This window comes from Aeromonas sp. R2-4 (assembly GCF_040908365.1).
Classification (GTDB): domain Bacteria; phylum Pseudomonadota; class Gammaproteobacteria; order Enterobacterales; family Aeromonadaceae; genus Aeromonas; species Aeromonas veronii.
This window is the reverse complement of sequence record NZ_JBFODO010000013.1, coordinates 1-23890: the sequence shown is the minus strand read 5'-3', so window position 1 is coordinate 23890 and position 23890 is coordinate 1. Positions and strand designations below refer to the sequence as shown.

Below are 23890 nucleotides of genomic sequence, written 5' to 3'. Positions count from 1 at the left end.
ATGAGTCTTTTTCTGGATTTTGAACAGCCGATTGCCGAGTTGCAGGCGCAGATTGATGAACTCAAACATGTGAGTGAAGGCAATCACGCCGTGGATCTGAAAGACGAGATCCGCCGGCTGGAGAAGAAAAACGAAGAGCTGACCAAGAAGATCTTCGGTGATCTGGGGGCCTGGCAGGTATCCCAGATGGCGCGTCATCCCCAGCGCCCCTACACCTTTGACTATATCGAGCATATCTTCACCGATTTCGACGAGTTGGCTGGCGATCGCGCCTATGCCGATGACAAGGCTATCGTCGGCGGCATCGCCCGTCTCGACGGTGAGCCGGTGATGGTGATTGGTCACCAGAAGGGTCGCGAGACCAAAGAGAAGATCAAGCGCAACTTCGGCATGCCGCGTCCGGAAGGATACCGCAAGGCCCTGCGTCTGATGGAGATGGCCGAGCGCTTCAAGATGCCGATCATCACCTTTATCGACACCCCGGGCGCTTACCCCGGCGTCGGTGCCGAAGAGCGTGGTCAGTCCGAAGCGATTGCCCGCAACCTGAAAGTGATGGCCGGTCTGACCGTGCCGGTGGTCTGCACCGTGATCGGTGAGGGCGGTTCAGGTGGTGCGCTGGCCATTGGCGTGGGTGACCGCGTCAACATGCTGCAGTACTCTACCTACTCCGTCATCTCGCCGGAAGGGTGTGCCTCCATCCTGTGGAAGAGCGCTGACAAAGCTTCTGTGGCTGCCGAAGCGATGGGTATCACTGCCCAGCGTCTGAAAGAGCTCAAGCTGATCGACCACGTGATCGACGAGCCCCTCGGCGGTGCCCACCGCGATGTGGAGAAGATGGCCAAAAACCTCAAGGCTCGTATCAAGCAGGATCTGGACGCCTTGCGTCCGCTCGATACCGAGCAACTGCTGGAGCAGCGCTACCAGCGTCTGCTAGGCTACGGCTACTGCTAAGCGCAGCCGACAGCCCCGAGTATTCAGGCCCCCGTCAGCGACGGGGGCTTTTTATTACTGATGACATGTCTTGCGGTGATTGCCCCAACGCGCCCTGAAACGGCGCCGCTCACTCTTCGCGAGTGAGGGGCAGGGTTGGTATGCCATGTTATTGGTGATGACTGTCATTAGCCTGCAGCATCCTTTGGCATTGCTAGCGGTGGCATGACAAGCCGCTTGATCATCCGATTGCGGCATAAAAAAGCGCCCCGGCTGTGCGGAGCGCTTTTACAGGTGTCTGGTGGTATTACAGTTCAATCTCGTCTGTAAGACCTTCATAGGCGATATCGATGGATTGCAGCTCCTTCTGCAGGCGATGTTTGTCTTTCAACGCCTCGATTTCACGCCATTTACGTTTTTTTCCCGTTGTCCCGCGGCTACGCGAACCGAGTTCAACCACCTCGTCATAATCGAAGTTGAACATTTCCATGGCTCCCTCCTTGGTTTTTATCGTTTTCACCACCCGTATAACATAACGAATCTGAAATTAAAACGTTTTCGTGACGACTCTATGACAGCGCTAAAAAAGCCCATGAAAAAAAACCGGGCCCCTTGTCAGGGGCCCGGTTTTTATCAGAAAAAAGAACCGATTACAGGCGGCTTGCCAGCATGGTTTCCAGCTTGCCCTGGTCGATGGCGAACATGCGGATACCTTCGCCCAGCTTCTCGTGAGCCATGGCATCCTGGTTCAGTTCCCAGCGGAATTCGGCTTCGGTCATCGGAGTCGGTTTGGCCTTGCGCTCACCGGTGTAGTCCAGTTTGCGTACCACGGCGCCTTCGGTCTTGCTCAGCTCTTCCAGCAGGGCCGGGCCAATGGTCAGGCGGTCGCAACCGGCCAGTTCCAGGATCTCGCCGGTGTTGCGGAAGCTGGCCCCCATCACGACGGTTGGGTAGTCGTGCTGCTTGTAGTAGTTGTAGATGGAGGTGACGGAGACCACGCCCGGATCTTCGCTGGCGGTGTAATCACGGTTGTGCTTGGCCTTGTACCAGTCGAGGATACGACCCACGAACGGGGAGATCAGGAAGGCACCGGCTTCGGCACAGGCACGGGCCTGGGCGAAGGAGAACAGCAGGGTCAGGTTGCACTGGATACCCTCTTTCTCCAGAACCTCGGCGGCACGGATCCCTTCCCAGGTGGAGGCCAGCTTGATCAGAATGCGGTCGTTGCTGATGCCGGCTTCGTTGTAAAGACGGATCAGCTTGCGGGCTTTGGCAATGCTGGCTTCGGTATCGAAGGAGAGACGGGCATCCACTTCGGTAGAGATGCGGCCCGGAACGATCTTCAGCACTTCCAGACCGATGTTGACGGCCAGCTTGTCGCCCGCGTCGATGATTTGCTGTGCCTTGTCCTGGCTCTGGGCTTTGGCCCACTTGATGGCGTCTTCGATCAGCGGAGCGTACTCGGGGATCTCGGAGGCCTTCAGAACCAGAGAGGGGTTGGTGGTGGCATCGATGGGCTGATAGCGTTTGATGGCTTCGATATCACCGGTGTCGGCAACAACAGTGGTCAGGGCTTTCAGCTGGGTTAATTTATCGGCCATAGCGAATATCATCTCTTAATGAGGGAGTAATCCCTGGGTTGCGGGCTTGAGACGGTGGTTCTGAAATAAAATTACAGGATCTTGGTGCCTCAGGCTCAGAAAAGCGCGATGGGGGCGGCCCATCGTCATTGCCTGCCTAATTAATACTGATGTGCTGCATCCTGCAATAGGGGCGCTTGGTTGTTAAACATTCAGGCTGTTGAGTTATCCCGTTTTATGGCTTGAAACTATATGATTAGTAAGGTTTTTTACATTTCGTTCCGACCTCGCTCCGGTTTGCTTTCAGCTGAACTTTTTTAGCCAATATCCATATTTGTGTCGTCGATCACATAAATTATCTCACTACGTACTTGAAATTTAATTACAGCGAAAACGTTTGGCGAAATGTCTCCGTTTGAAAGCCATTTCATGCAAGCGTTTGCGTTTTCGGATAGCTCATCAGGGATATATCAAAATGGTTCTCTTATGGGGCTTAATAGTGGCCTGTCTGATTGAATTATTGAGTTTGTTGAAAGTTTGCGATTTAAATGGAGCTTTATGGGCTTTTACCGTTCGTTTTTTGTGTCTCGCGTGACCGGGATCACTATTCCGGGCTCTCCCGCTGTGCTAGATTCCGCCCCTTTAGCGAAACGCTAATTAAACGACAGACAGAAAACGGTCAGCGCAGACTGACCATGGATGTGAATAACAACGAGAGAATTATGGACACCTTGATTGCGATGCTAAACGACCTGATGTGGGGAGCCGTGCTCATCTACCTGCTCATCGGGGTCGGTATCTTTTTCACCTTCCGCCTGGGTTTTATCCAGATCCGTCACTTTGGCCACATGTTTTCCGTGCTGAAAAACAGCCGTAAATCGGACAACGCGGGCATCTCCTCCTTCCAGGCCCTCTGTACCAGCCTTGCCGCCCGTGTCGGCACCGGCAACCTGGCCGGTGTGGCTGTCGCCATCTATCTGGGTGGCCCCGGCGCCATCTTCTGGATGTGGCTGATTGCCTTTATCGGCATGGCGACCGCCTTCGTTGAAAGCACCCTGGCCCAGCTCTACAAGGTCAAGGATGAGGATGGCAACTACCGTGGTGGCCCGGCCTACTACATGGAGAAAGGCCTTGGCATGCGCTGGATGGGGGTGGTGTTCTCGCTCTGCCTGATCCTGGCATTTGGCCTTGTGTTCAACGCGGTGCAGGCCAACTCCATCAGTCTGGCGATGAAGGTGGCGTTTGGCATTCCTGACTGGGTCAGCGGTCTGGCGCTGGTGGCGCTCTCCGGCCTGATTATCTTCGGCGGCATTCGTGGTATCGCCCGTTTTGCCGAGCTGGTGGTGCCCTTTATGGCGCTGGCCTACATCCTGCTGGCGCTGGTGATCGTGGCGATGAACATCACCGAGTTGCCCCATGTCTTCATGCTGATCATCAAGTCCGCCTTCGGGATTGAGCAGGCTGGTTCGGGTGCGCTGGGTTATGCCATCTCCCAGGCGATGATCAACGGTATCAAGCGTGGTCTCTTCTCCAACGAAGCGGGCATGGGCTCTGCGCCCAACGCTGCAGCGACTGCCACACCCTATCCGCCGCACCCGGCCTCCCAGGGTTATGTGCAGATGCTGGGGGTCTTTATGGATACCATCGTCATCTGCAGCTGTACCGCCGCCATCATCCTGATGTCAGGTCAGTTTGAGCCGGGCTCCGGCGTGACCGGTGTCGAGCTGACCCAGCGGGCGCTCTCCTCCCAGATTGGCAGCGGTGGCAACATCTTTATCGCGGCGGCCATCTTCTTCTTCGCCTTCACCTCTATCGTGGCGAACTACTCCTATGCCGAAACGAATCTGGTGTTCCTCGAGCACAACCACAAGGGCGGCCTGATGCTGTTCCGGATGTTTGTGCTGGGCATGGTGATGTTCGGCTCTGTGGGCGAGTTGCCGACCGTCTGGGCAATGGCTGATGTCTCCATGGGGTTGATGGCCATCGTCAACCTGGTGGCTATCCTGCTGCTCTCCAGCGTTGCCATCAAGCTGGCGAAGGATTACAACGACCAGCTCCGGCTGGGCAAGGTACCCACCTTTGATGCCAACAAGTACCCCGAGATCCGCTCCCAGCTGGAAGAGGGGATCTGGGACAATCCGACCAAAAAGTAACAAGCGGTGAGTCAAACCTCTTGATTAAAACCTGAAGGGGGGAGCCGGTGGCTCCCCCCTTCTTTTATGGTGAACTCGTTGGCTGTTGATCCCAGCGCTGGACGAGCTGTCTGACACGCCGTCGCAACTGGCGCCAGCAGCGCCCTTGTTGCCGTTCGCTGAGGGGGGCATAACGCCAGAGTCGATAGAGCCACGCACTCTTTAGCAGGGAGTGGGCAAGGTCGGGACGCAGCCGTGCCAGCCGCTCGCACCATGCCCCCATGCTCTCGGCGGGCTCTGGTGGGTAGCCACTGCGTTTGCCCCGTTTGAGCAGGGGCTGCCAGATGCGCCGCTCTGGCGGCAGGGGGGCGGGCAACAGCAGGGGCAGGCTCACCAGCAGGGCGACCAGCATCAGGCTGGCGAGGATCAACCAGGGAGTGTGCCCCGTCAGTGCAGGCCAGCGCAGGCCAATTTGCTGCCAGAGCTGGCCCGCATCGTAACCAATCACCCAGCGACTCCACTGGTAGTCGATATTGTTGCCCCACCAGCGCAGCTGATTGAGCAGAGCCCAGTTGCGATAACGCTGCAAAGCGAGGGGGTCGGCAGCGGTAAACTCGTCGCTCAGCGCCTCCCTCACGCCGCCTTCAATGCGCTCCGGTGCCACTGCCGCCGTGGGGTCGATTCGCCGCCATGTTCGACCTTCATCGAGATACTCCACCCAGGCATGAGCATCGAACTGGTGTACCGCCAGATAGTTGCCCCTTGGATTCCACTCACCGCCGAGATAACCGGTGACCAGCCGTGCTGGAATACCGGCTGCGCGCAGTACGAAAGCGGTCGCCATGGCATAGTGGCCGCAAAAGCCGCGCTTGGTATCGAACAGGAACTCATCCACCCCGTCACGGCCAAGTCGTGGCGGGGTCAGACTGTAGTAATAGGATTGGCTGCGAAACTGCGCGAGCAGGGCGGCGACCAGCGCTGCGCGATCCGGATGGCGTGCGGCCAGCCCTTGGCCATGGGCGCGCGCTCTCGGGTTGCCTCCGGCTGGCAGTTGCAGGTTGCGCTGGGCGGCTTGGTGGTCGTCCTCGATCTGTGCTTCGCCGCGGCCAATGCGATAACGGATCGCCACTTCGCCGCTCCCCTGACGATAGAGGGTGTCGAGAGGGGTAAGCAGCACAGGGCCCGCCAGCTGACGCGGTTCACTCAGGGCAAAGGCCCAGCGGTGGCGCTGGGGCTCGGCGATCACCTCGTAGCTTCCGGCGGGTAACGGACTATCTGCCAGTTGAGTACTGGCTTGTGAAGAGGATGCCAGAAGGGTCAGCCCGGTTTGCACCGGCACTGTCTTTTGCCACGCCCTGATCTCGGGGCTCAGCAACCAGCGCTGGCCATCGAAAACTTCTTGGCGCATCACCGGAAAGTAGCGCTCGCGGGCCGGGGGCGGACCATCGGCAAAGGTGACCCGAAACGCCAGTTCCGATGAGTTGACCAGTTCGCTGATATCGCCGGGGGCCAGCTCTTCCGAGAGCCCCGACAGGGCGCGGCTGGTGGTGGGCATCTGCCAGAGGGGCGGCAGCCTCGGCAGCAGCAAAAACAGAGTGATGAGCAAAGGAAGCGCCAGCAGCAGGGCACCGCCTGCGCTGCGCCATGGCCTTTTCTGCTCGGGGGCGACGGCGGCCACCAGCGCGGTCACTGCCAGCCAGAGTGCCACTCCCATCCCGGCCGTCCAGCCGATGCTTTGGCGTTGTACCAGCGCCAGCGTGATGAGGAAGAAGGCGAGCAGAAGCACCAGCTCGATATCCCGCTCGCGCCGTACCTCGATCATCTTGAGGCTATAGCCGAGCCAGAGCAGATTGATCAGGGCGGGCAGGGTGCCCAAGCCACGCCACTGTAGTCCCAGCAACAGCACAGTGGTGATGGCCAGCAGCGCCAACCCGCGGGCAGGCAGGGGCGGCCAGCCGCGCCACAGCATCATGGCCCGGACGCCGAGGGTGATGGCGCCCACCGCCGCCACCCAGATCTGCAGTTGGGGCCAGAGCGCCGCGACCAGCAGCAGCTGTTGCAGAGCGATGAGTGGCAACAGACGGCGGTTATCGAGCAGCATCGGGCGTGCTCTTCGGTGGTGTGGCATCGAACTGGGCTAGTGCCAGCAGGCAGCGCTGCACAAAGGTGGCGCCACTATCGGGCCCCAGCGTCTGGTTTGCCAGCGTCAGGGTGAAGGGGATGCCCCGCTTGCCGTAATCGGCGCACCACCAGGCCAGCACCGCCAGCCGCTGCTCCAGATCCCCGCCTGCGACCCGCGGCAATGTGAGGTGATTGTCATCCTGCTGTGGTTCATGGAACTGTTTGGTCAGCAGGCCGCGCCCTTGGGCAAGTTGCTTCCAGGCGACCCGGCTCAGTGGTTCACCGGCCTGATGTGTCCGCAGGGTATCAAAGTCACCGAGGGGCGCTGGAGCGGGCTGGCCCTGATAACCCTCGCTTTGGGTCGCATGCTCCCCCCTTAACGCGCCGAATACCGGTTTGGGAGAGAGCCAGCCCTCCAGTTGCAAGTCCAGCAGGGACCAGCAGCGAAACAGGCCAAGAGGGTAGCGGCTCTCGACCCGCAATCGACCTAGGGGCAGTGGCCCACGGCGCGAGCCCGATACAGGCAGGATAACTGAGCTGGGCACAGCGTCGGTCTGTGCCAGCCAGAGGGTGCCTTCGTTGAGGTTAAAGCTGAGTGCCTGCACCGGGCGCGGGCTCTGCACCAAGATACGGATAGGCAGCTGGCTACCCGCTTCCCCGAGCATCAGCGGGCCACCCAGCAGCTCCAGCCCCAGCAGATTGCGGTGGGTGAGCCACATGGCTGCCATAAACAGGCTGCCGAGGCAGTAGGCCACCAGCAGCACCAGATTGTTCTGGTAATTGGTGCCGAGCAGATAGATGGCGAGCAGCACCAGCAGATAGAGCAGCCCCATGCGGGTGGGGAGGATAAAGAGGCTGCGGGTACCCAGCGTGATCTGGCGGGCCGGGGGAATGCGGCGATCGAGCCAGCGTCGCTGCCAGCGGGCTCGCCACTGTTGCCAACGGTTTAGCAATTTGCTCATCAGGGATTATCCGGATCGACCTTGGCCAGCAATCGCTGGCTCAGGGGACAGGCTTCGCCGTGCTGTACGCCAAAGCTGCCCCGCAGCCGATGCTCGGCCACATAGGGGAAGACTGCCTGCACATCCTCCACCGTGACAAAGCGCCGCCCCGCCACCAGCGCCCAGGCACGGCTCACCGCCAGCAAGCTCTGGGCTGCCCGGGGGGAGAGGGGCTGTGGCAGATCCCCATCAAAGCGGCTCTGGTGCACCAGCGCCAGCAGGTAGTCGAGGGTGGCATCGGAAACATGGATAGCATCACCTTCGCTTTGCAAGGTGGCGAGTCCGGCAGCATCCAGCATGGCGGGCAACGGGCCGCTCGGCTGGTTGCCCCGCAGTAGCTGGCGCTCCGCCTCTCGCGGCGGAAAACCCAGCGAGAGTCGCACGGCGAAGCGGTCGAGTTGGGACTCCGGCAGTGGATAGGTGCCCGCCTGATCCGCCGGATTCTGGGTGGCGATGACGAAAAATGGATCGGGGAGTGGGTGCGTGTGGCCCTCGATGCTCACCTTGCCTTCGGCCATCGCCTCCAGCAGCGCGCTCTGCACCTTGGGGCTGGCGCGGTTGATCTCGTCGGCCAGCAGCACCTGGGTGAAGATGGGGCCGGGGTGAAAGGTGAAGTGCTGCTGGCGGGGATCAAAGATCTGCAGGCCCAGCAAATCGGCGGGGAGCAGATCGGCGGTGAACTGCAACCGCCTGCATGCCAGCCCCAGCACCTGCGCCAGCGCGTGGGCCAGGGTGGTCTTGCCCATGCCGGGCAGATCCTCGATCAGCAGATGACCGCGCGCCAGCAGGGTTACCAGCGCGATTTTCAGTTGCAGCGGCTTGCCCAGAATGACTTGCTCCAGTGCCGCCAGCAGCCCGGCAATCTGTTCTTCTTTTTTCATACCCGTCATACACATTCCCTGTATTGCGTTGCCCCTACAGCTTATACGCCCGCAAAGCCGAAGGCGGATAACTGGTGGGCGGTAAAAGTGAGGCGATGAGATGGCAATGAGCGGGAGGTGACCCGGTTTATTGCTGTGTCTGGTCGATTAAATATGGCCGCTCAGGCACGCAACTTAATATGATATTTCCTGATTGGAATGTACCGATCGCCATCTCTTCACTAGGTGAGGGCGGTGGGCGCCCATATAGTTGCCCCCATTGCGACGCGCTGCGTTGCTACCTTTGTCACCACCTTGGCCCCGCCAACTTTTGCTCTATGTTGCTGCCATCTGGCGGGGGTAGGCGGGTCAATCTGTTATGGAGCATCCATGCCTGTTTTCCTGTTGTGCACTTTTCTGATGATCATCCTCTATCCGGTCGGGATCGATCTCTATCTGGTCGCCGTGCCCCAGATTGCCGATACCCTGCAGGCGAGCGAGGCGCAGATCCACACCGCCTTCTCCATCTATCTGTTTGGCATGGCGGCGACCGTGCTGCTGGGCGGAATGATTGCCGATCGCTACGGGCGGCGCTGGGTGGTGCTCGGGGGCGCCCTGATTTTTGTCCTCGCCTCGCTGGTGGCAGGCAGTGCAGAGGGGATTGGCCAGTTCTATTTCGGCCGTTTCTGGCAGGGAGTCGGGGCGGGGGCGCTCTATGTCATGACCTTTACCGTGCTGCGGGACGTGCTAAGTCAGGAGCGGTTGGCGATGGCGCTCTCGATGATCAACGGGGTCATCTGCGTGATCCCGGTGCTGGCGCCGGTGCTCGGTTACCTCATCCTGTCCCATTTTGACTGGCGCGGGATCTTCGTGGCGATGGCGCTGGTGGCGGCTGTCAGCGGTTTGGTGAATTGGTTGCTGCTCAAGGAGACCCGCCCGGCCCGGCAAACGGGGGGGGGCACAACGCTGCCATTTGCCCTGCTGCGCTCCCCGCGCTTTATGTTGCTCTCCCTGCTGACCAGTGCCAGCGTGACCTCTATTTTGGTCTATGTCAGCGTCTCGCCGCTGATCCTGATGAAGGAGTTTGGCTTCACTACCGAGCAGTACTCCATCGTGATGATGGTGATGGCCGGGGTGAGCATGTCCACCTCCTTCCTGACGCCGCTGCTGCTGCGCTGGCTTGGTAAGCACAAGGTGCTGGCGGTGTCTCATCTCTCCTATCTGCTGGCGGCCTGCTCACTGTTCGGCAGCTGGCAGACGGGAGGCGATATCCATCTGCTGCTGCCGGGATTTGCCTTGGTCTGTGTCGGCTTCTCCTGCGGCTTTGGAGTGGCGATGGGGGAGGCGCTCGACGGTTGCCAGCACAATGTGGCGTTTGCCAGCGCCGTGCTCTGCATCATGCAGATCAGCCTCTCCGGCCTCTATATCTGGTTGCTTGGCCGGCTCGGCTTTACTCCGTCCGAGATGCTGATCTATGCCCTGATGCTGGCTCTGCTCAGTTACCTGGCTGTCAAAGGGCTGTTACCATGGCTCGCGCTTCGTGAAGCGCGGTCGCAGGGCTGATGGAAGATGAGAGGGGATATGCGCAATCTGGGTGAACTCGATTTGAACCTGCTGGTGGTGTTCAAGTACCTGATGCAGGAGCGCAGTGTGGCAGGGGCGGCCAAAAAGCTCTGTGTCACTCCGTCAGCGGTGAGCAAGTCTCTGGCCAAATTGCGGGAGTGGTTTGACGATCCCCTGTTTGTGCGGGTGCGGCAGGGGTTGCAGCCGACCAACCTCTCCCTGACCCTGGAGGAGGAGCTGAAGGTCTGGTTCCAGCTAACCGACAGTATCACCTCGCTCAATAGCGAGGCGATCCCAGACGGTGCCCGCTTCACGCTGGTGATGGAGTCCCCCTTTTACATCAGCTTCCTGAGCGATCTGCCCATGACCATCTACCAGAAGTACCCCAACTCGGTAGTCAGGATGCTGGGGTGGGATCACCACTCCCTCAATGACATCGTCAATGGCGATGCAGATCTCGGCTTCTGCGCCCGCGAGACCCATGGCCGCTCTCGGGCCAGGGTCAACCGCTTGCCTTATTACATCGATCACGAGGTGCTGTTCACCGATCGACCGGTGGTTTTTCTGCGTAAGGATCACCCCTTGCTCGAGCAGAAGTGGTCGCTGGAGAATTTTTTGGCCTGCCCCCAGATCAGCATGGTGTGGGAAGCGAACGATACCTGGGCTCTCGACAGTCTGCTGGAGGACGAGGGGCTGAAGCGGGAGGTACCCATCATGGTCTCAAGCTTCGAGCAGGCGCTGCATATTGCCTCCCAGTCGAGCCATGAGCTGATCGCGGTGGCTCCTTCTTACTGCGGTGGTTATGCCAGTCGGCATCACGGCAATCTGATCGCCATGCCGCTGCCGCTCCCCGAGAAGCTCTACGCCCAGCTGGAGATCGCCTTCATCCTGCTGTGGCACAAACGGCACAATCAGGATGCCAAGGTGATGTGGCTGCGCAACGAGATCCGGCGACTCTACAACGACGAATCGCCACGCTCACGCTAATGTGGCCGTGACGGTGCCTATCGATGAGCCGGAGCCATCTGCTCCGGCTTTTTGTTGTTGTATCGCCCGGATGAGTGGGCTTTGGCACGACTTAAGTGCCGAGGTCGGGTTCAAACTGTGTGCCATTCAACTCTCTTTATGCACATATTTGCCTTGGTTTCACGTCTCGAGTGAAGCTCTTTTCACGAAAAAAATTCATGTGGTTTCATTAGAAAACTTCACTAATGACCACTTTTAAAGTGTGATCGACCATTAAGTTCCTGTATTAGTAGTGATATAGCATGGAACCCCTTGGAATGGCGGGGTTAGATAGCGCCTGCGTAGGTGACTGCCAGTAGAGCGCGGCGTGAGCCAGCCCCACAGGTCGTCTGTGGCCGTGTCATGCCCCGGCTATCTAGCCACCAGCCATGAGTGACGGAGCAGAGGGGAATAAGCAAAACCGGCTTGAGTAAAGGGATGCAGCAAAGGTAGAACCCGGAGCCGGTAACTGTACTGGGAGACGCCACTCACCATCCCCCGATAACCCGTAATTGAAACCGGCTAGATGAAAAACACCTTTCATCGAACGGGGCGCGTGCACCCGAAAATAGCCAGATTGGCAGGCTGACTGTGCTCTCCGTTATAGCAATGGCGGGCAAAAAATAGTGCGGCAGCCACCACCAGATTAATAAAAATAAATCTCAGCAAAGGCAGGTTGATATGCGTCCAGCAACAGCACCGACCGGGTTGTTACAACAGCCCAAACCCTTCTTTATGATATTTTTCGTCGAACTCTGGGAGCGCTTCGGTTATTACGGCGTGCAGGGGATATTGGCGGTCTTCTTTGTACAGCAACTGGGTTTTTCCCAAGAGCAATCCTTTATTACCTTCGGTGCCTTCTCGGCGCTGGTATATGGTCTGATCTCGGTCGGCGGCTATGTCGGCGACCATGTGCTCGGCACCAAGCGCACCATGGTGCTCGGGGCTATCGTGTTGGTGGTCGGTTATTTTATGACCGGCCTGTCGATCTACAATCCCGACCTGATTTTCTATGCGCTAGGCACCATCGCGGTCGGTAACTGTCTGTTCAAGGCCAATCCGGCCAGCCTGCTTTCAAAATGCTATGAGCCAAAAGATCCACGGCTGGATGGGGCTTTTACCCTGTTCTATATGTCGATCAATATTGGCTCCCTTATTTCCCTCTCGCTCGCGCCGGTGATTGCCGATCACTACGGCTATACCGTGACCTATAACCTGTGCGGGGTGGGGCTGATTATTGCGCTGCTTACCTTCTTTGCCTGCCGCAATATGGTCAAGGATATTGGCTCCGAGCCGGATCACCTGCCGCTCGATTACAGCAAACTACTGCTGGTTATATTGGGTTCGGTAGCCATGGTCTTCTTCTGCGCCTGGCTGATGCACCACGTGGTGATCGCCAACATGGTGCTGATGACGGTAACCATCGCCGTGGTGATCTTCTTCTTTCGCGAGGCATTCAGGCTCGACACAGTGGACCGCAACAAGATGTATGTGGCCTTCGTGCTGATGCTGGAGGCGGTGCTCTTCTATGTGCTGTATGCCCAGATGCCGACGTCTCTGAACTTCTTTGCCATCAACAACATGCACCACGAGATGCTGGGCATGAGCGTCAACCCCATCAGCTTCCAGGCGCTCAACCCCTTCTGGGTGGTGGTGGGTAGCCCGGTACTCGCGATGATCTATACCCGAATGGGCAGCAAGGGGCGGGATCTCACCATGCCGCTCAAGTTCACTCTCGGGATGTTCTTCTGCTCGCTGGGCTTTCTGACGGCGGCAGCATCCGGCTGGTGGTTTGCCGATGAGCAGGGGCTTACCTCCCCCTGGTTTATGGTGCTTATCTACCTGTTCCAGAGTCTGGGCGAGCTGATGATCAGTGCCCTGGGACTGGCGATGGTCGCCGCGCTGGTGCCACAACGGCTGATGGGCTTCATTCTCGGAATGTGGTTCCTGACTCAGGCGATGGCGTCCCTGCTGGGGGGCTATGTGGCGACCTTTACCGCCGTGCCGCAAGGGATGACGGATCCGCTGCAAACTTTGCCCATTTACACCGGCGTATTTGGCAAGATCGGGATGGCGACCCTGCTGATTGCGGTGGTGATGGGGCTGATGGTGCCCTGGCTGAACCGGATGATGAATGCGACGCCGACAGAGGCCGAAGGGCTGGTGGCGGGACAATCACAGGCGTAATGAGGGAATAGTGCTAGACAAGGCAAGGGTTGCGACCCTTGCCTTGCTGTGGATGGCTTAGTTGTACTGCTCTTCCATCCAGGCTTCGACGATCAGCTGCGCCGAGACGCCGTCCACACTGCCTTTCTCCAGCGCGCGATAGCCGCCTCGCTCAAACAGGCGGGCGCGGGCATCTGTGGTGGTGAGTCGCTCATCCTTGAACTCCACCGGCTTGCCGAAGCGGCCATGTAGCCGGTTGCCGAATTTGCGGGCCCGTACCGTGATCTCCTGATCGGTACCATCCATGTTCAGCGGTAGGCCGACCACCAGCAGGTCCGGTTGCCACTCCTTGAGCAGCTTCTCAATCTCGTCCCAGTTGGGGATGCCGTCGTTGGCCTTGAGGGCGCGCAGAGGCTGGGCTGTGCCAGTCAGCTCCTGACCGATGGCGACGCCAATGCTCTTGGTGCCATAGTCAAAGCCCATGATGCTGCGTGATGACATAACTGATAAATCCTCGAAATAGAGAGCGGAGCGGGCCAGCCGATCAGCTGTGGCCGATGTCGCTGGAGAGGTGAACCGGGTTCACCCCTATGCTGGCGGCAGCTTGCTGCCAACGTTTGTGAATGGGAGTCTTGAACACCAGAGCCGGATTGGGAGGGATCACCAGCCAGGCGCCGTCCACCAGCTCCTGCTCCAGCTGCCCGGCGCTCCAGCCGGCATAGCCAAGAGCCACCAGCCAATGGGCAGGGGCCTCGCTCGTACCCAGGGTTTCCAGAATATCCTTGGAGGTGGTCACCATCATCTCATCCCCCACCTGCAGGGTGGAGTTGAAACCGGGGCGGAAGCTGTGCAGCACGAAGCCACGATCGGCGTGAACCGGCCCCCCTTGCAGCACCGGCTGCTTGAGCTCCGGGTTGTTGGGCGGATTGAGCTGGAGCTGGGTCAGCATGGTTTCCAGCGACATCTCGACCGGAATGTTGACGACCAGTCCCATGGCGCCCTCTTCGTTGTGCTCGCACAGATAGACCAGCGAGCGCTCGAAGTAGGGATCCGTCAGGCTTGGCATGGCAAGCAGGAAGTGATTTTGCAGTGTTTGCATAGAGGCCAAATAGTGCAAAGGTATTTGAGGTCAATTATGGCAGTTGATCCCCATGGGAAAAACCGCTTTTTGGGCTGGGCGAGATCCCGCCCCTTTCCGGATTGTCTTGAAACAGAGAGGGTGGCGCCGGGCCACCCTCTCTGTTTCCGGGCTTGTCGGGGGCGGGTTACCCCCGAACAGGTCGGTTTAGCCTGCCTGGTGATTATTTGCCCAGCCGACGCTCGATGGCATCCATCAGCATGCCGGTGATGTGCACATCGAAGGCGGCTTCAATCTCGCGAATGCAGGTCGGGCTGGTGACGTTAATCTCGGTCAGCCGATCGCCGATGATGTCGAGGCCGACGAAGATGAGGCCTTTCTCTTTCAACGTCGGGCCCACCGCGCGGGCAATAGCCCAGTCAGCTTCGCTCAGGGGACGTGCTTCACCACGGCCACCGGCCGCCAGATTGCCACGGGTCTCACCTTGCGCCGGAATACGGGCCAGACAGTAGGGCACCGGTTCGCCATCCACCACAAGTACCCGCTTGTCGCCATCCTTGATGGCGGGCAGATAGGTCTGCGCCATGCAGTACTGGCTGCCGTGGGCGGTCAGGGTCTCGATAATCACGCCGACGTTGGCGTCATCTTCCTTCATGCGGAAGATGGAGGCGCCGCCCATGCCGTCCAAGGGCTTCAAGATCACGTCTTTGTGCTTGGCGTGGAAGGCGCGCAGCTTGTCAGCGCGGCGGGTCACCAGCGTGGTCGGGGTGTGCTCGGCAAACCAGGCGGTGTAGAGCTTCTCGTTGGCGTCGCGCAGGCTCTGCGGCTTGTTGACGATAAGGCAACCCTCATCCTCGGCCCGCTCCAGCATGTAGGTGGCGTAGATAAATTCGGTATCGAACGGCGGATCCTTGCGCATCAGGATCACATCGAGGTTGGAGAGGGGCTGATCCACCACCTCGCCCAGCGTGTACCAGTCGGCATAGTCATATTTGACAGTGAGCGGGCGCATGGTACCAAAGGCACGACCGGCTTCCATGTAGAGATCCTTCATCTCCAGATAGAAGAGCTCATAGCCGCGCTTTTGCGCCTCTTCGAGCATGGCAAAGCTGGAATCTTTCTTGATGTTGATGGCCGAGATGGGGTCCATCACGATGCCGAGTTTAATGGTCATCCGCTGTTCCTTTTTAATGGCTCGATAGGGTTGTAGGGTCGATTAGCGCAGCGTAATCGTCCATGATGCAGCCTCAAGCGAGATCGCCAAAGCGGCACTGCAGCGCAGTAATCGCCGTCAGGGCGGCGGTTTCGGTGCGCAGCACCCGCGGCCCCAGCAGCATCTCTTTGAAATCTTCCTGCACGGTACGGGCGATCTCGTCGCTCGACAAGCCCCCTTCCGGGCCAATCAGCAGGCGTACCCCATGCTCGGGAACGGGCAGGGTGTTGATGCTGTACTCGGCGCGCGGGTGCAGGTTGAGCTTGAGCTCTTTGGTCTCTTCCGCCAGCCAGGCGTCCAGCTCCATCGGCATACGCACTTCGGGCACCACGTTGCGGCCGCACTGTTCGCAGGCGCTGATCACCACCTTCTGCCATTGTTCGCGCTTCTTCTCCAGCCGGTCTGCCGGCAGCTTGACGCCGCAGCGCTCGGAGAAGAGCGGGGTGATGCAGGTGACGCCCAGCTCCACCGATTTCTGGATGGTGAAGTCCATCTTGTCTCCACGGCTGATCACCTGACCGAGGTGGATGGCCAGCGGTGACTCCACCGATTGGACGTCGCAGCTGTCGATGGTCACTTCCACCGACTTCTTGCCGACGCTGGCGATGGTGGCGGGGTATTGATTGCCATCGCCATTGAACAGCTCGAGCTGCTGGCCCGGCTGCATGCGCAGTACCCGGCCGATATGGTTGGCGCCGTCTTCCGACAGGGCGATAGTCTGGCCAACTTGCAGGGTGGCCTGTTCATAGATACGTGGAATGCGCATGGCTGCTTGTCAGTCTCTTGCTTGGAAACCCTTTATATCCTGCGGCGAGCAAGGCTCACGCGGCAGAAGGGAAGGGTTTCATGATAGGAGGGGCGATCCCCCTCCCTGGTCAAATGGGGTTATTGGCACTGCTTTTCAATAAAGGGATTGGTATTGCCCTGCAGCTTGCCGATGCGGCGGTTGCGCTCGCACTCCCAGCCCTCTGCCGGGTACTGGCGATCCCAGGCTTCGAACAGTTTACGCTGTTGCGCTGCCAGACGCAGCCCATACTGCTGGCTCATGTAGAGGTAGGCACGGGCAATCTGGCCCCGCACCGGCCCCTTGGGCGGTTGCACCCGACGATCCTTGAAATCCACCAGCATCTGGCACTGGCCGTACTGATCCGGCTTGCCGTTCCAGTCGGAGAAGCGGTAGTTGGCCCGATCGCCGTTCACCTCGCCAATGGCGGGGAAGAGATTGTGCATATCCCCCTCCATCTTGTTGAACTCGGGGCTCGCTTTTTCGCAGTTCTTGCGACCGCCATCCTGCCAGCATTGCAGCTGGTGGCCGAACTCCCAGGCCGGGACCACGTGTTCCCACTCGATGCGGGCGGCGCGTTTGGCCTGCTTGCGCGGCTCATAGCCGCAACTGGCGAGATCCGGGCTCATTTTCTTGCCCTGATAGTCGATGTCGCAGCCGCAGTAGAAGGTGGTGACCGCAGGCTGGCTGCGATAGAGCTTCACCAGATCCTGCTTGGCTTCGCGAAAGGTCTGGGCGTGCAGGGGGGAGCTGAGCAGCGGTAAACCGGCCAGCAGGGTCAGGGCGAGGGAGGAGATGAAACGCATAAGATTCCTTGCAAACGGGGTGATTGACGAACGATGGCGGGCACCCTACCACAGGGGCGCGACACAAGCTGGCTTACAGCTCTGGCTCCGGCCGTTCCCGCTCCAGCGGTTGCTTGCAGCGGCGGCAGTGGTAGCGGGCCTCGCCGCGCACCACCTTGTTGTGGCGGCGAATAGAGAGTTGATGCTGCTGGCAGTGACAGCGATAGGGCACGGTGCGCTGGGCCAATACCGCCAGATCGAAGCTGTGGGTGGTTCTGGGCTCAAGGCCAAATACCTCCCGCATTACCGATTGCCACTGGCGGCCGTGGGGCAAGACCCGGCTTTTGCCGCGACCTTCACCCCATAGGGCGTGTACCAGCAGATGGGCCACCTCGTGGGGCACCACCTCATCCAGAAACGCCTGCTGGTTGGCCTGATAGAGGGCGGGATTGAAGCGCAGCTCCCAGGTTTGCAGCCGCGCCGATCCTGCCGCCCGGCCCCGCATATTGCAGTAGATCCGCGGGCGGGGGAAGGTGCGGCCAAGGCGCGCCTCGGCCTGCACAAAACAGGCTTCTACGCGTTGTTGCAGCAGGGCGACAAGCTGGGCAGGAGTGGCAGACATCAACATCTCGTCAAATGGCGGATAAGCAAAAGGGGAGCCAGGCTCCCCTTTTAACACAACAGCGAGCCTTACAGGCCAGCGGCAGAACGCAGCAGTTCGGCCTTGTCGGTCTGCTCCCACGGGAACTCGTCGCGACCGAAGTGACCGTAGGCAGCAGTGGCTTGGTAGATCGGACGCTTCAGATCCAGCATTTCGATCAGGCCATACGGGCGCAGTTCGAAGTGCTCGCGTACCAGCTTGACCAGCAGCTCCTCGGCAACCTTGGCAGTACCGAAGGTTTCGACGCTGATGGAGGTCGGCTCGGCCACGCCGATGGCGTAGGAGATCTGGATTTCACAGCGATCGGCCAGACCGGCGGCAACGATGTTTTTGGCAACGTAGCGGGCGGCGTAGGCAGCTGAGCGGTCAACCTTGGACGGATCCTTACCGGAGAAGGCGCCACCACCGTGACGGGCCATGCCGCCGTAGGTGTCGACGATGATTTTGCGACCGGTCAGACCGCAGTCACCCATCGGGCCGCCGATAACGAAACGGCCGGTCGGGTTGATGAAGTATTTGGTGTCCTTGTTGACCCACTCGGCCGGCAGCACCGGCTTGATGATCTCTTCGCGTACTGCTTCAACCAGATCTTTGTGGCTGATAGATTCGGCGTGCTGGGTAGACAGCACCACGGCATCCACACCGATGATCTTGCCTGCGTCGTCGTAGGCGAAGGTCAGCTGGCTCTTGGCATCCGGACGCAGCCACGGCAGGGTGCCGTTCTTGCGCACTTCAGCCTGACGCTTCACCAGCAGGTGAGAGTAGGTGATGGGGGCCGGCATCAGCACGTCGGTTTCATTGGTGGCGTAGCCGAACATCAGGCCCTGGTCGCCAGCGCCCTGCTCCAGCGGATCGCTGCGGTCAACGCCCTGGTTGATATCCGGGGACTGCTTGCCGATGGCGTTCAGCACGGCGCAGGAGTCAGCATCGAAGCCCATGTCGGAGTGGGTGTAGCCGATTTCACGTACGGTATCACGCACGATCTCTTCGATATCAACCCAGGCAGAGGTGGTTACTTCACCGGCCACCATGACCATACCGGTCTTGACCAGGGTCTCGCAGGCAACGCGTGCCTTGGTATCTTGCTTGAGGATGGCGTCCAGTACCGCATCGGAGATCTGGTCCGCAATCTTGTCGGGATGGCCTTCGGAGACCGACTCGGAAGTAAACAGCTTTGCCATGATAAGAGTCTCAGCTTGTCTGGGTTATCGCCATAGCAATAACCGGATGAATGGGATGGTGTAGAGGTATCTACATCTGGACGTCTATTTTAATTAGCGCCCCCCCCGATTGCCAGCACTATTTTGTCGCGCAGTGTCCAATGGGTCACAAGCGGTGCTCTCCTATCCCGAAAGGGATGGGAATCAAACGTTTTTCTCTGGTTGCTTTGGTCAATAGAGGGCAAGAAAAGCGATTGTCCTCCCAAAGCCACTTTATTCATCCAGATAATATTTGCACGCCGCGCGCCCTGCTGGGACAATAACGCGCCTTAATCTTGGCCATCAAATGAAGCAATCGCAGGAGATTCAGATGCCTTCTCGTAAAGAGCTTGCCAATGCCATTCGTGCATTGAGTATGGATGCCGTTCAAAAAGCCAACTCCGGTCACCCGGGCGCCCCCATGGGAATGGCGGATATCGCCGAAGTGCTGTGGCGTAGCCACCTCAGACATAACCCGAACAACCCCAAGTGGGCCGACCGCGACCGTTTCATTCTCTCCAACGGCCACGGCTCCATGCTGCTGTACTCCCTGCTGCACCTCTCCGGTTATGACCTCTCCATCGACGATCTGAAAAACTTCCGCCAGCTGCACTCTCGCACCCCGGGTCACCCGGAGTACGGTTACGCGCCGGGCGTTGAAACCACCACTGGCCCGCTGGGTCAGGGCATCACCAACGCCGTGGGTATGGCGATCGCCGAAAAAGCCATGGCTGACCAGTTCAACCAGCCGGGTCACGACATCGTTGACCACTACACCTACGCCTTTATGGGCGACGGCTGCCTGATGGAAGGTATCTCCCACGAGGCTTGCTCTCTGGCCGGTACCCTGCAACTGGGCAAACTGATCGCGTTCTGGGATGACAACGGTATCTCCATCGACGGTCACGTAGAAGGCTGGTTCACCGACGACACCGTCAAGCGTTTCGAAGCCTACGGCTGGCACGTAATCCCGGCTGTTGACGGTCATAGCCCGGAAGCCATCAATGCCGCCATCGAAGCCGCCAAGGCCGAGACCGGCAAGCCGACTCTGATTTGCTGCCGCACCATCATCGGTTACGGTTCTCCGAACAAATCCGGTTCTCACGACTGCCACGGCTCACCGCTGGGCAACGACGAGATCGCCGCTGCTCGCGCATTCCTGAAGTGGGACCACGCTCCGTTCGTTATCCCGGCCGATATCGCTGCCGAGTGGAACGCTCAGGAGAAGGGTGCTGCACTGGAAGCCGACTGGGCTGCCAAGTTCGCCGCCTATGAAGCCGCTCACCCGACTCTGGCTGCCGAATTCAAGCGCCGCACCGCTGGCGAACTGCCGGCCAACTGGGCTGCTGAATCCGCCAAGATCATCGAAACCCTGCAAGCCAACCCGGCCAAGATCGCAACCCGTAAAGCGTCCCAGAACTCTCTGGAAGCCTTCGGCAAGCTGCTGCCGGAGTTCATGGGTGGCTCTGCTGACCTGGCGCCGTCCAACCTGACCATGTGGTCCGGCTCCAAGTCCCTGACCAACGACGATGCCTCCGGCAACTACATCCACTACGGTGTACGCGAGTTCGGCATGTCCGCCATCATGAACGGTATCGCCCTGCACGGTGGTTTCATCCCCTACGGCGCTACCTTCCTGATGTTTATGGAGTATGCCCGCAACGCCCTGCGCATGGCCGCCCTGATGAAGCAGCGCGCTATCTTCGTTTACACCCACGACTCCATCGGTCTGGGTGAAGATGGCCCGACTCACCAGCCGGTTGAGCAGATCGCCTCCCTGCGTCTGACTCCGAACATGAGCACCTGGCGTCCGTGTGACCAGGTTGAATCTGCCATCGCCTGGAAACACGCCATCGAGCGTACCGACGGCCCGACCTCTCTGATCTTCTCTCGTCAGAACCTGGCCCAGATGGATCGTACTGCCCAGCAGCTGGCCGATACCGCCAAGGGTGGCTACGTGCTGAAGGATTGCGCCGGTACTCCGGAGCTGATCCTGATCGCCACCGGTTCCGAAGTGGAACTGGCCGTTGCCGCCTATGAGCAGCTGACTGCCAAGGGCCGTGCCGTGCGCGTGGTCTCTCTGCCGTCTACCGACGTGTTCGACGCCCAGTCTGCCGAGTACAAAGAGTCCGTCCTGCCGTCCTCCGTCACCAAGCGTGTGGCCATCGAAGCTGGCATCGCTGACTACTGGTACAAGTACGTCGGTTTCGGCGGCAAGATCATCGGTATGACCACCTTCGGTGAGTCCGCACCGGCCGAGCTGCTGTTCAAGGAATTCGGCTTTACCGTGGAAAACGTGGTTGCAACCGCTGAATCCCTGTAATCGCTGATTGCTTGGTACTGAATTGAAAAGCGCCTCCCTTGGGAGGCGCTTTTTTTCGCTAACTAAAACATTATCAATAGTTTATTTTATTTACATAATATAAGACTTGATTAATACAAATCTTGATTTTTGATTGATATGTCATTAGCCTGAAGTTAATGTATTTTGATATTGCTTTTCAGGGGGGCGAGATGATAGGTCAGTGGATTGGTACATATTCTGGAGATGTAGTTGGTGGAATAATATTATATATAGAAAAGAATGATTCAGGTTATGAGGTGTTGGCTTATATATGTCCTAAAAAATCTGAAATTCCATCGTCTATTGCGTATTTTAGTGCTGAGGATTTAGCTAGTAATAACACTTATTTGGCAGATGTTTCACCAATTGATCCAAGGAACTATAATATAGTTCCTTGGGAATCAATAAAGAACTTGTACGATAAAGATATTTCTCATTCAAAAAAAGCTGATGTCTCAATGACAATTGATGGTGATAGAATGAAAATATCAGCAAAAACAGATATTGATGTTAATTTGACTGCAGAGTTATCTTTGCAAAAAGTTACTGAAAAATCATTGATACAATCATCTGAGATGTCTTGGGAGCAATATAAAAAACACGTATCTGAGATATTAGATGATCAGATGGTTTTTCGTGGACAGAAACAGCCATGGCCATTGCAGACATCTTTCCATCGACGAGGAAGATATAGAACTGATTTATTTATATCAAAAGACATTCCAATACTACATCAAAGATTGTGTTCAATCACATCGCATTATTTCAACTTGGATGACCCGAAGCAAAATAGAGCATTCTTTAACTTATTGCAACACCATGGATATCCCACACCATTATTAGACTGGAGTTATTCCCCATTTGTGGCCGCTTTTTTTGCTTTTAGAGAATGGGTGAAAGGACATGAAAATAATGATGAGTGCATTAGGATATATATATTCAATAATAAATTATGGAGGCAGAGGCTAAGTCAGATTAATTATCTAAACCCTCCATTCCCTCACCTGTCAGCTACGGATTTTGCTGCCATAAATAATCCTAGGGTGATACCTCAACAAGCCCTTACTACAGTTACAAATGTGGTAAATATAGAAGCCTATATACTAAGTGTAGAAAAAAGTAATGGTGTTAAATTTCTTCATGCTATTGATATCCCTGTGAAGTATCGTGATGAGGCAATGCGTGAATTAAGATATATGGGTATCACTGCTGGTTCAATGTTTCCTGGAATTGATGGTGTATGTGAAGAAATGAAAGATAGGTTTTTTTGAGATATAAATCGGTAGTGTGATGCTGATTTATAAAGAGAGACCGGCCATCAGCCGGTCTCTTTTGTACAGATCTAGTTATCACCTGACACCGGCCTCAAACCGGTGTCTTGTTTACGCTACTTTAGAGCGCACTTCCTTCGGTATCAATTTCAGACCCTTCTTGAACATGCTGTAGGGGGTTTGACCCTCCATCATCCTGCCCTGATGTGGCCGCTGGGTGTTGTAGTGCACCAGATAGCTATCCAGGTCTGTCTGCATCTGCTCTACCGACTCATACCAGGTCGTCCTCCCCTTGATGCGGAAGTGTTCATCCAGCAAGGTTCGATGCAGCCGCTCGATAAAGCCGTTGCTCTGCGGCCTGCGCACCTTGGTGGTTCGGTGCTCAATCCCCTCCAGTTGCAGGAACAGCTCGTAGGGATGGTGGTCTGGGCGCCCACAGAACTCGCGCCCGTTGTCCGACAGGATGGTATAGACCCGCGCCTCGTGGGCCTCGAAAAACGGCAGCACCGTTTCATTGAGCACATGAACCGAGGTCACCGGCAGCTTGCTGGTGTAGAGCCGTCCCCAGGCGTGGCGACTGTAGCAGTCCAGCACGGTTTGTAGATACACCTTGCCAACCCCCTTGAGCGCGCCGACGAAGAAGGTGTCGACCGCCACCAGTTCTCCGGTGTAATGAACCTCAATCTGGCGTTCTCGGAACTCGGGACTGAATCGTTCTAACAGGCGAATTTGCTCGTCATTGAGCTCAATGGTCTGCTCACGGTGAGTTTTCTCAAGGCGCAGCAAGCGGTCGTGTTTAGAGAGCAAGTCGTGCCGTTGCCACACGCCACGCACACCGCCCGCACTGACATTGATGCCTTGCAGAGCCAGTTCTTGCGCGACCCGCAGCGGGCCTTGAGTTGGTCTGGTGAGGGAGTAATCGAGGATGGCCTGTTCAATCTCGGGCGCAACCCGATTGGGATGAGCCCCTTTACAGCCCGGCAATTTGTCGAGCAAGCCCTCGGCGCCATAGGTCTGGTAATTACGGCGAATTTCGTAGAACTGCTGGCGGCTGTAGCCAATGAGCTTGCAGGCTTTACTGACGTTATTGAGCTCTTTGGCGAGCTCTAGCAGGCTGAGTTTGCGACGTGCTACTTTCTCGTTGGTGGTCATACGGTGACTCCAGATAACACGGTAGGGGTACCGTTTTGTTATCCG

General features: G+C 57.8%; 20 protein-coding genes. 7 read left to right on the top strand and 13 right to left on the bottom strand.

Annotation, left to right across the window (positions count from 1 at the left end; all coding sequences use genetic code 11):
• The gene (gene accA / locus AB5Z05_RS05430; RefSeq protein WP_005338549.1) at window positions 1–951 is read left to right on the top strand and encodes an acetyl-CoA carboxylase carboxyl transferase subunit alpha; all 951 of its coding nucleotides are present in this window, start codon (window positions 1–3) and stop codon (window positions 949–951) included.
• 286 nt (window positions 952–1237) lie between these two features.
• Here the strand turns inward: accA and AB5Z05_RS05425 are convergent, their stop codons facing one another.
• Both AB5Z05_RS05425 and tal read right to left on the bottom strand, forming a co-directional pair.
• On the bottom strand, window positions 1238–1420 hold the full coding sequence (locus AB5Z05_RS05425) for a DUF3545 family protein (RefSeq protein WP_005338547.1): 183 nt from the start codon (window positions 1418–1420) through the stop codon (window positions 1238–1240).
• A 160-nt stretch (window positions 1421–1580) separates the two neighbouring features.
• Complete coding sequence (gene tal, locus AB5Z05_RS05420) at window positions 1581–2531, bottom strand: transaldolase (protein WP_139443195.1); 951 nt, start codon at window positions 2529–2531, stop codon at window positions 1581–1583.
• A 701-nt stretch (window positions 2532–3232) separates the two neighbouring features.
• Between tal and AB5Z05_RS05415 the strand changes: the two genes are divergently transcribed.
• Complete coding sequence (locus AB5Z05_RS05415; protein WP_368150417.1) at window positions 3233–4663, top strand: alanine/glycine:cation symporter family protein; 1431 nt, start codon at window positions 3233–3235, stop codon at window positions 4661–4663.
• Between the two features lie 64 nt (window positions 4664–4727).
• On the opposite strand, the gene AB5Z05_RS05410 is transcribed toward AB5Z05_RS05415, so the two are convergent.
• From AB5Z05_RS05410 to AB5Z05_RS05400, 3 genes are read right to left on the bottom strand one after another with little or no spacing between them, the layout of a single operon-like run.
• Window positions 4728–6743, bottom strand: a complete 2016-nt coding sequence (locus AB5Z05_RS05410) for a transglutaminaseTgpA domain-containing protein (protein WP_368150415.1) — start codon at window positions 6741–6743, stop codon at window positions 4728–4730.
• On the bottom strand, window positions 6730–7725 hold the full coding sequence (locus AB5Z05_RS05405; protein WP_368150413.1) for a DUF58 domain-containing protein: 996 nt from the start codon (window positions 7723–7725) through the stop codon (window positions 6730–6732). Before AB5Z05_RS05405 ends, AB5Z05_RS05410 begins: the two co-directional genes overlap by 14 nt.
• The gene (locus tag AB5Z05_RS05400) at window positions 7725–8645 is read right to left on the bottom strand and encodes an AAA family ATPase (protein ID WP_368150412.1); all 921 of its coding nucleotides are present in this window, start codon (window positions 8643–8645) and stop codon (window positions 7725–7727) included. Before AB5Z05_RS05400 ends, AB5Z05_RS05405 begins: the two co-directional genes overlap by 1 nt.
• Before the next feature lie 369 nt (window positions 8646–9014).
• Here AB5Z05_RS05400 and AB5Z05_RS05395 point away from each other — a divergent pair, with 369 nt between their 5' ends.
• From AB5Z05_RS05395 to dtpB, 3 genes are all read left to right on the top strand, one after another.
• The gene (locus AB5Z05_RS05395; RefSeq protein ID WP_368150410.1) at window positions 9015–10187 is read left to right on the top strand and encodes an MFS transporter; all 1173 of its coding nucleotides are present in this window, start codon (window positions 9015–9017) and stop codon (window positions 10185–10187) included.
• Window positions 10188–10205: 18 nt separating this feature from the next.
• Complete coding sequence (gene yidZ / locus AB5Z05_RS05390; RefSeq protein WP_368150762.1) at window positions 10206–11174, top strand: HTH-type transcriptional regulator YidZ; 969 nt, start codon at window positions 10206–10208, stop codon at window positions 11172–11174.
• Window positions 11175–11873: 699 nt separating this feature from the next.
• Window positions 11874–13379: a dipeptide/tripeptide permease DtpB gene (gene dtpB, locus AB5Z05_RS05385; protein WP_368150408.1), complete on the top strand. Its 1506-nt coding sequence runs from the start codon at window positions 11874–11876 to the stop codon at window positions 13377–13379.
• A 57-nt stretch (window positions 13380–13436) separates the two neighbouring features.
• Here dtpB and ruvX read toward each other — a convergent pair whose 3' ends face one another.
• From ruvX to metK, 7 genes are all read right to left on the bottom strand, one after another.
• Entirely contained in the window at window positions 13437–13859 is a 423-nt protein-coding gene (gene ruvX / locus AB5Z05_RS05380) for a Holliday junction resolvase RuvX (protein ID WP_005343821.1), read from the bottom strand.
• Between the two features lie 43 nt (window positions 13860–13902).
• Window positions 13903–14457, bottom strand: a complete 555-nt coding sequence (locus AB5Z05_RS05375; RefSeq protein WP_005349793.1) for a YqgE/AlgH family protein — start codon at window positions 14455–14457, stop codon at window positions 13903–13905.
• A gap of 202 nt (window positions 14458–14659) precedes the next feature.
• Window positions 14660–15610 (bottom strand): glutathione synthase, encoded by a 951-nt coding sequence (gene gshB, locus AB5Z05_RS05370; protein WP_040066605.1) that lies wholly within the window; start codon window positions 15608–15610, stop codon window positions 14660–14662.
• Window positions 15611–15683: 73 nt separating this feature from the next.
• Complete coding sequence (gene rsmE / locus AB5Z05_RS05365; protein WP_368150405.1) at window positions 15684–16415, bottom strand: 16S rRNA (uracil(1498)-N(3))-methyltransferase; 732 nt, start codon at window positions 16413–16415, stop codon at window positions 15684–15686.
• Window positions 16416–16534: 119 nt separating this feature from the next.
• On the bottom strand, window positions 16535–17239 hold the full coding sequence (locus tag AB5Z05_RS05360; protein ID WP_266134110.1) for an endonuclease: 705 nt from the start codon (window positions 17237–17239) through the stop codon (window positions 16535–16537).
• A 73-nt stretch (window positions 17240–17312) separates the two neighbouring features.
• Window positions 17313–17840 carry a SprT family zinc-dependent metalloprotease gene (locus AB5Z05_RS05355; RefSeq protein WP_236295682.1) on the bottom strand — a complete coding sequence of 176 codons (528 nt, stop codon included), beginning with the start codon at window positions 17838–17840 and terminating at the stop codon, window positions 17313–17315.
• A 68-nt stretch (window positions 17841–17908) separates the two neighbouring features.
• Window positions 17909–19060 (bottom strand): methionine adenosyltransferase, encoded by a 1152-nt coding sequence (gene metK, locus AB5Z05_RS05350; protein WP_005338519.1) that lies wholly within the window; start codon window positions 19058–19060, stop codon window positions 17909–17911.
• A 349-nt stretch (window positions 19061–19409) separates the two neighbouring features.
• Between metK and tkt the strand changes: the two genes are divergently transcribed.
• Complete coding sequence (tkt, locus tag AB5Z05_RS05345) at window positions 19410–21401, top strand: transketolase (protein ID WP_368150404.1); 1992 nt, start codon at window positions 19410–19412, stop codon at window positions 21399–21401.
• 191 nt (window positions 21402–21592) lie between these two features.
• Window positions 21593–22693, top strand: coding sequence for an FRG domain-containing protein (locus tag AB5Z05_RS05340; protein WP_368150402.1), 1101 nt, complete (start codon window positions 21593–21595; stop codon window positions 22691–22693).
• Between the two features lie 111 nt (window positions 22694–22804).
• Here AB5Z05_RS05340 and AB5Z05_RS05335 read toward each other — a convergent pair whose 3' ends face one another.
• A complete protein-coding gene (locus AB5Z05_RS05335; RefSeq protein ID WP_279460456.1) occupies window positions 22805–23845 on the bottom strand; it encodes an IS481-like element ISAs19 family transposase in 1041 nt (346 codons plus the stop codon).
• Window positions 23846–23890 lie beyond the last annotated feature (45 nt).

Excerpts from the sequence above, each read along its gene's own strand:
- accA (WP_005338549.1), top strand. The coding sequence starts at position 1 with ATGAGTCTTTTTCTGGATTTTGAACAGCCGATTGCCGAGTTGCAGGCG.
- AB5Z05_RS05425 (WP_005338547.1), bottom strand. The coding sequence starts at position 1,420 with ATGGAAATGTTCAACTTCGATTATGACGAGGTGGTTGAACTCGGTTCG.
- tal (WP_139443195.1), bottom strand. The coding sequence starts at position 2,531 with ATGGCCGATAAATTAACCCAGCTGAAAGCCCTGACCACTGTTGTTGCC.
- AB5Z05_RS05415 (WP_368150417.1), top strand. The coding sequence starts at position 3,233 with ATGGACACCTTGATTGCGATGCTAAACGACCTGATGTGGGGAGCCGTG.
- AB5Z05_RS05410 (WP_368150415.1), bottom strand. The coding sequence starts at position 6,743 with ATGCTGCTCGATAACCGCCGTCTGTTGCCACTCATCGCTCTGCAACAG.
- AB5Z05_RS05405 (WP_368150413.1), bottom strand. The coding sequence starts at position 7,725 with ATGAGCAAATTGCTAAACCGTTGGCAACAGTGGCGAGCCCGCTGGCAG.
- AB5Z05_RS05400 (WP_368150412.1), bottom strand. The coding sequence starts at position 8,645 with ATGAAAAAAGAAGAACAGATTGCCGGGCTGCTGGCGGCACTGGAGCAA.
- AB5Z05_RS05395 (WP_368150410.1), top strand. The coding sequence starts at position 9,015 with ATGCCTGTTTTCCTGTTGTGCACTTTTCTGATGATCATCCTCTATCCG.
- yidZ (WP_368150762.1), top strand. The coding sequence starts at position 10,206 with ATGCGCAATCTGGGTGAACTCGATTTGAACCTGCTGGTGGTGTTCAAG.
- dtpB (WP_368150408.1), top strand. The coding sequence starts at position 11,874 with ATGCGTCCAGCAACAGCACCGACCGGGTTGTTACAACAGCCCAAACCC.
- ruvX (WP_005343821.1), bottom strand. The coding sequence starts at position 13,859 with ATGTCATCACGCAGCATCATGGGCTTTGACTATGGCACCAAGAGCATT.
- AB5Z05_RS05375 (WP_005349793.1), bottom strand. The coding sequence starts at position 14,457 with ATGCAAACACTGCAAAATCACTTCCTGCTTGCCATGCCAAGCCTGACG.
- gshB (WP_040066605.1), bottom strand. The coding sequence starts at position 15,610 with ATGACCATTAAACTCGGCATCGTGATGGACCCCATCTCGGCCATCAAC.
- rsmE (WP_368150405.1), bottom strand. The coding sequence starts at position 16,415 with ATGCGCATTCCACGTATCTATGAACAGGCCACCCTGCAAGTTGGCCAG.
- AB5Z05_RS05360 (WP_266134110.1), bottom strand. The coding sequence starts at position 17,239 with ATGCGTTTCATCTCCTCCCTCGCCCTGACCCTGCTGGCCGGTTTACCG.
- AB5Z05_RS05355 (WP_236295682.1), bottom strand. The coding sequence starts at position 17,840 with ATGTCTGCCACTCCTGCCCAGCTTGTCGCCCTGCTGCAACAACGCGTA.
- metK (WP_005338519.1), bottom strand. The coding sequence starts at position 19,060 with ATGGCAAAGCTGTTTACTTCCGAGTCGGTCTCCGAAGGCCATCCCGAC.
- tkt (WP_368150404.1), top strand. The coding sequence starts at position 19,410 with ATGCCTTCTCGTAAAGAGCTTGCCAATGCCATTCGTGCATTGAGTATG.
- AB5Z05_RS05340 (WP_368150402.1), top strand. The coding sequence starts at position 21,593 with ATGATAGGTCAGTGGATTGGTACATATTCTGGAGATGTAGTTGGTGGA.
- AB5Z05_RS05335 (WP_279460456.1), bottom strand. The coding sequence starts at position 23,845 with ATGACCACCAACGAGAAAGTAGCACGTCGCAAACTCAGCCTGCTAGAG.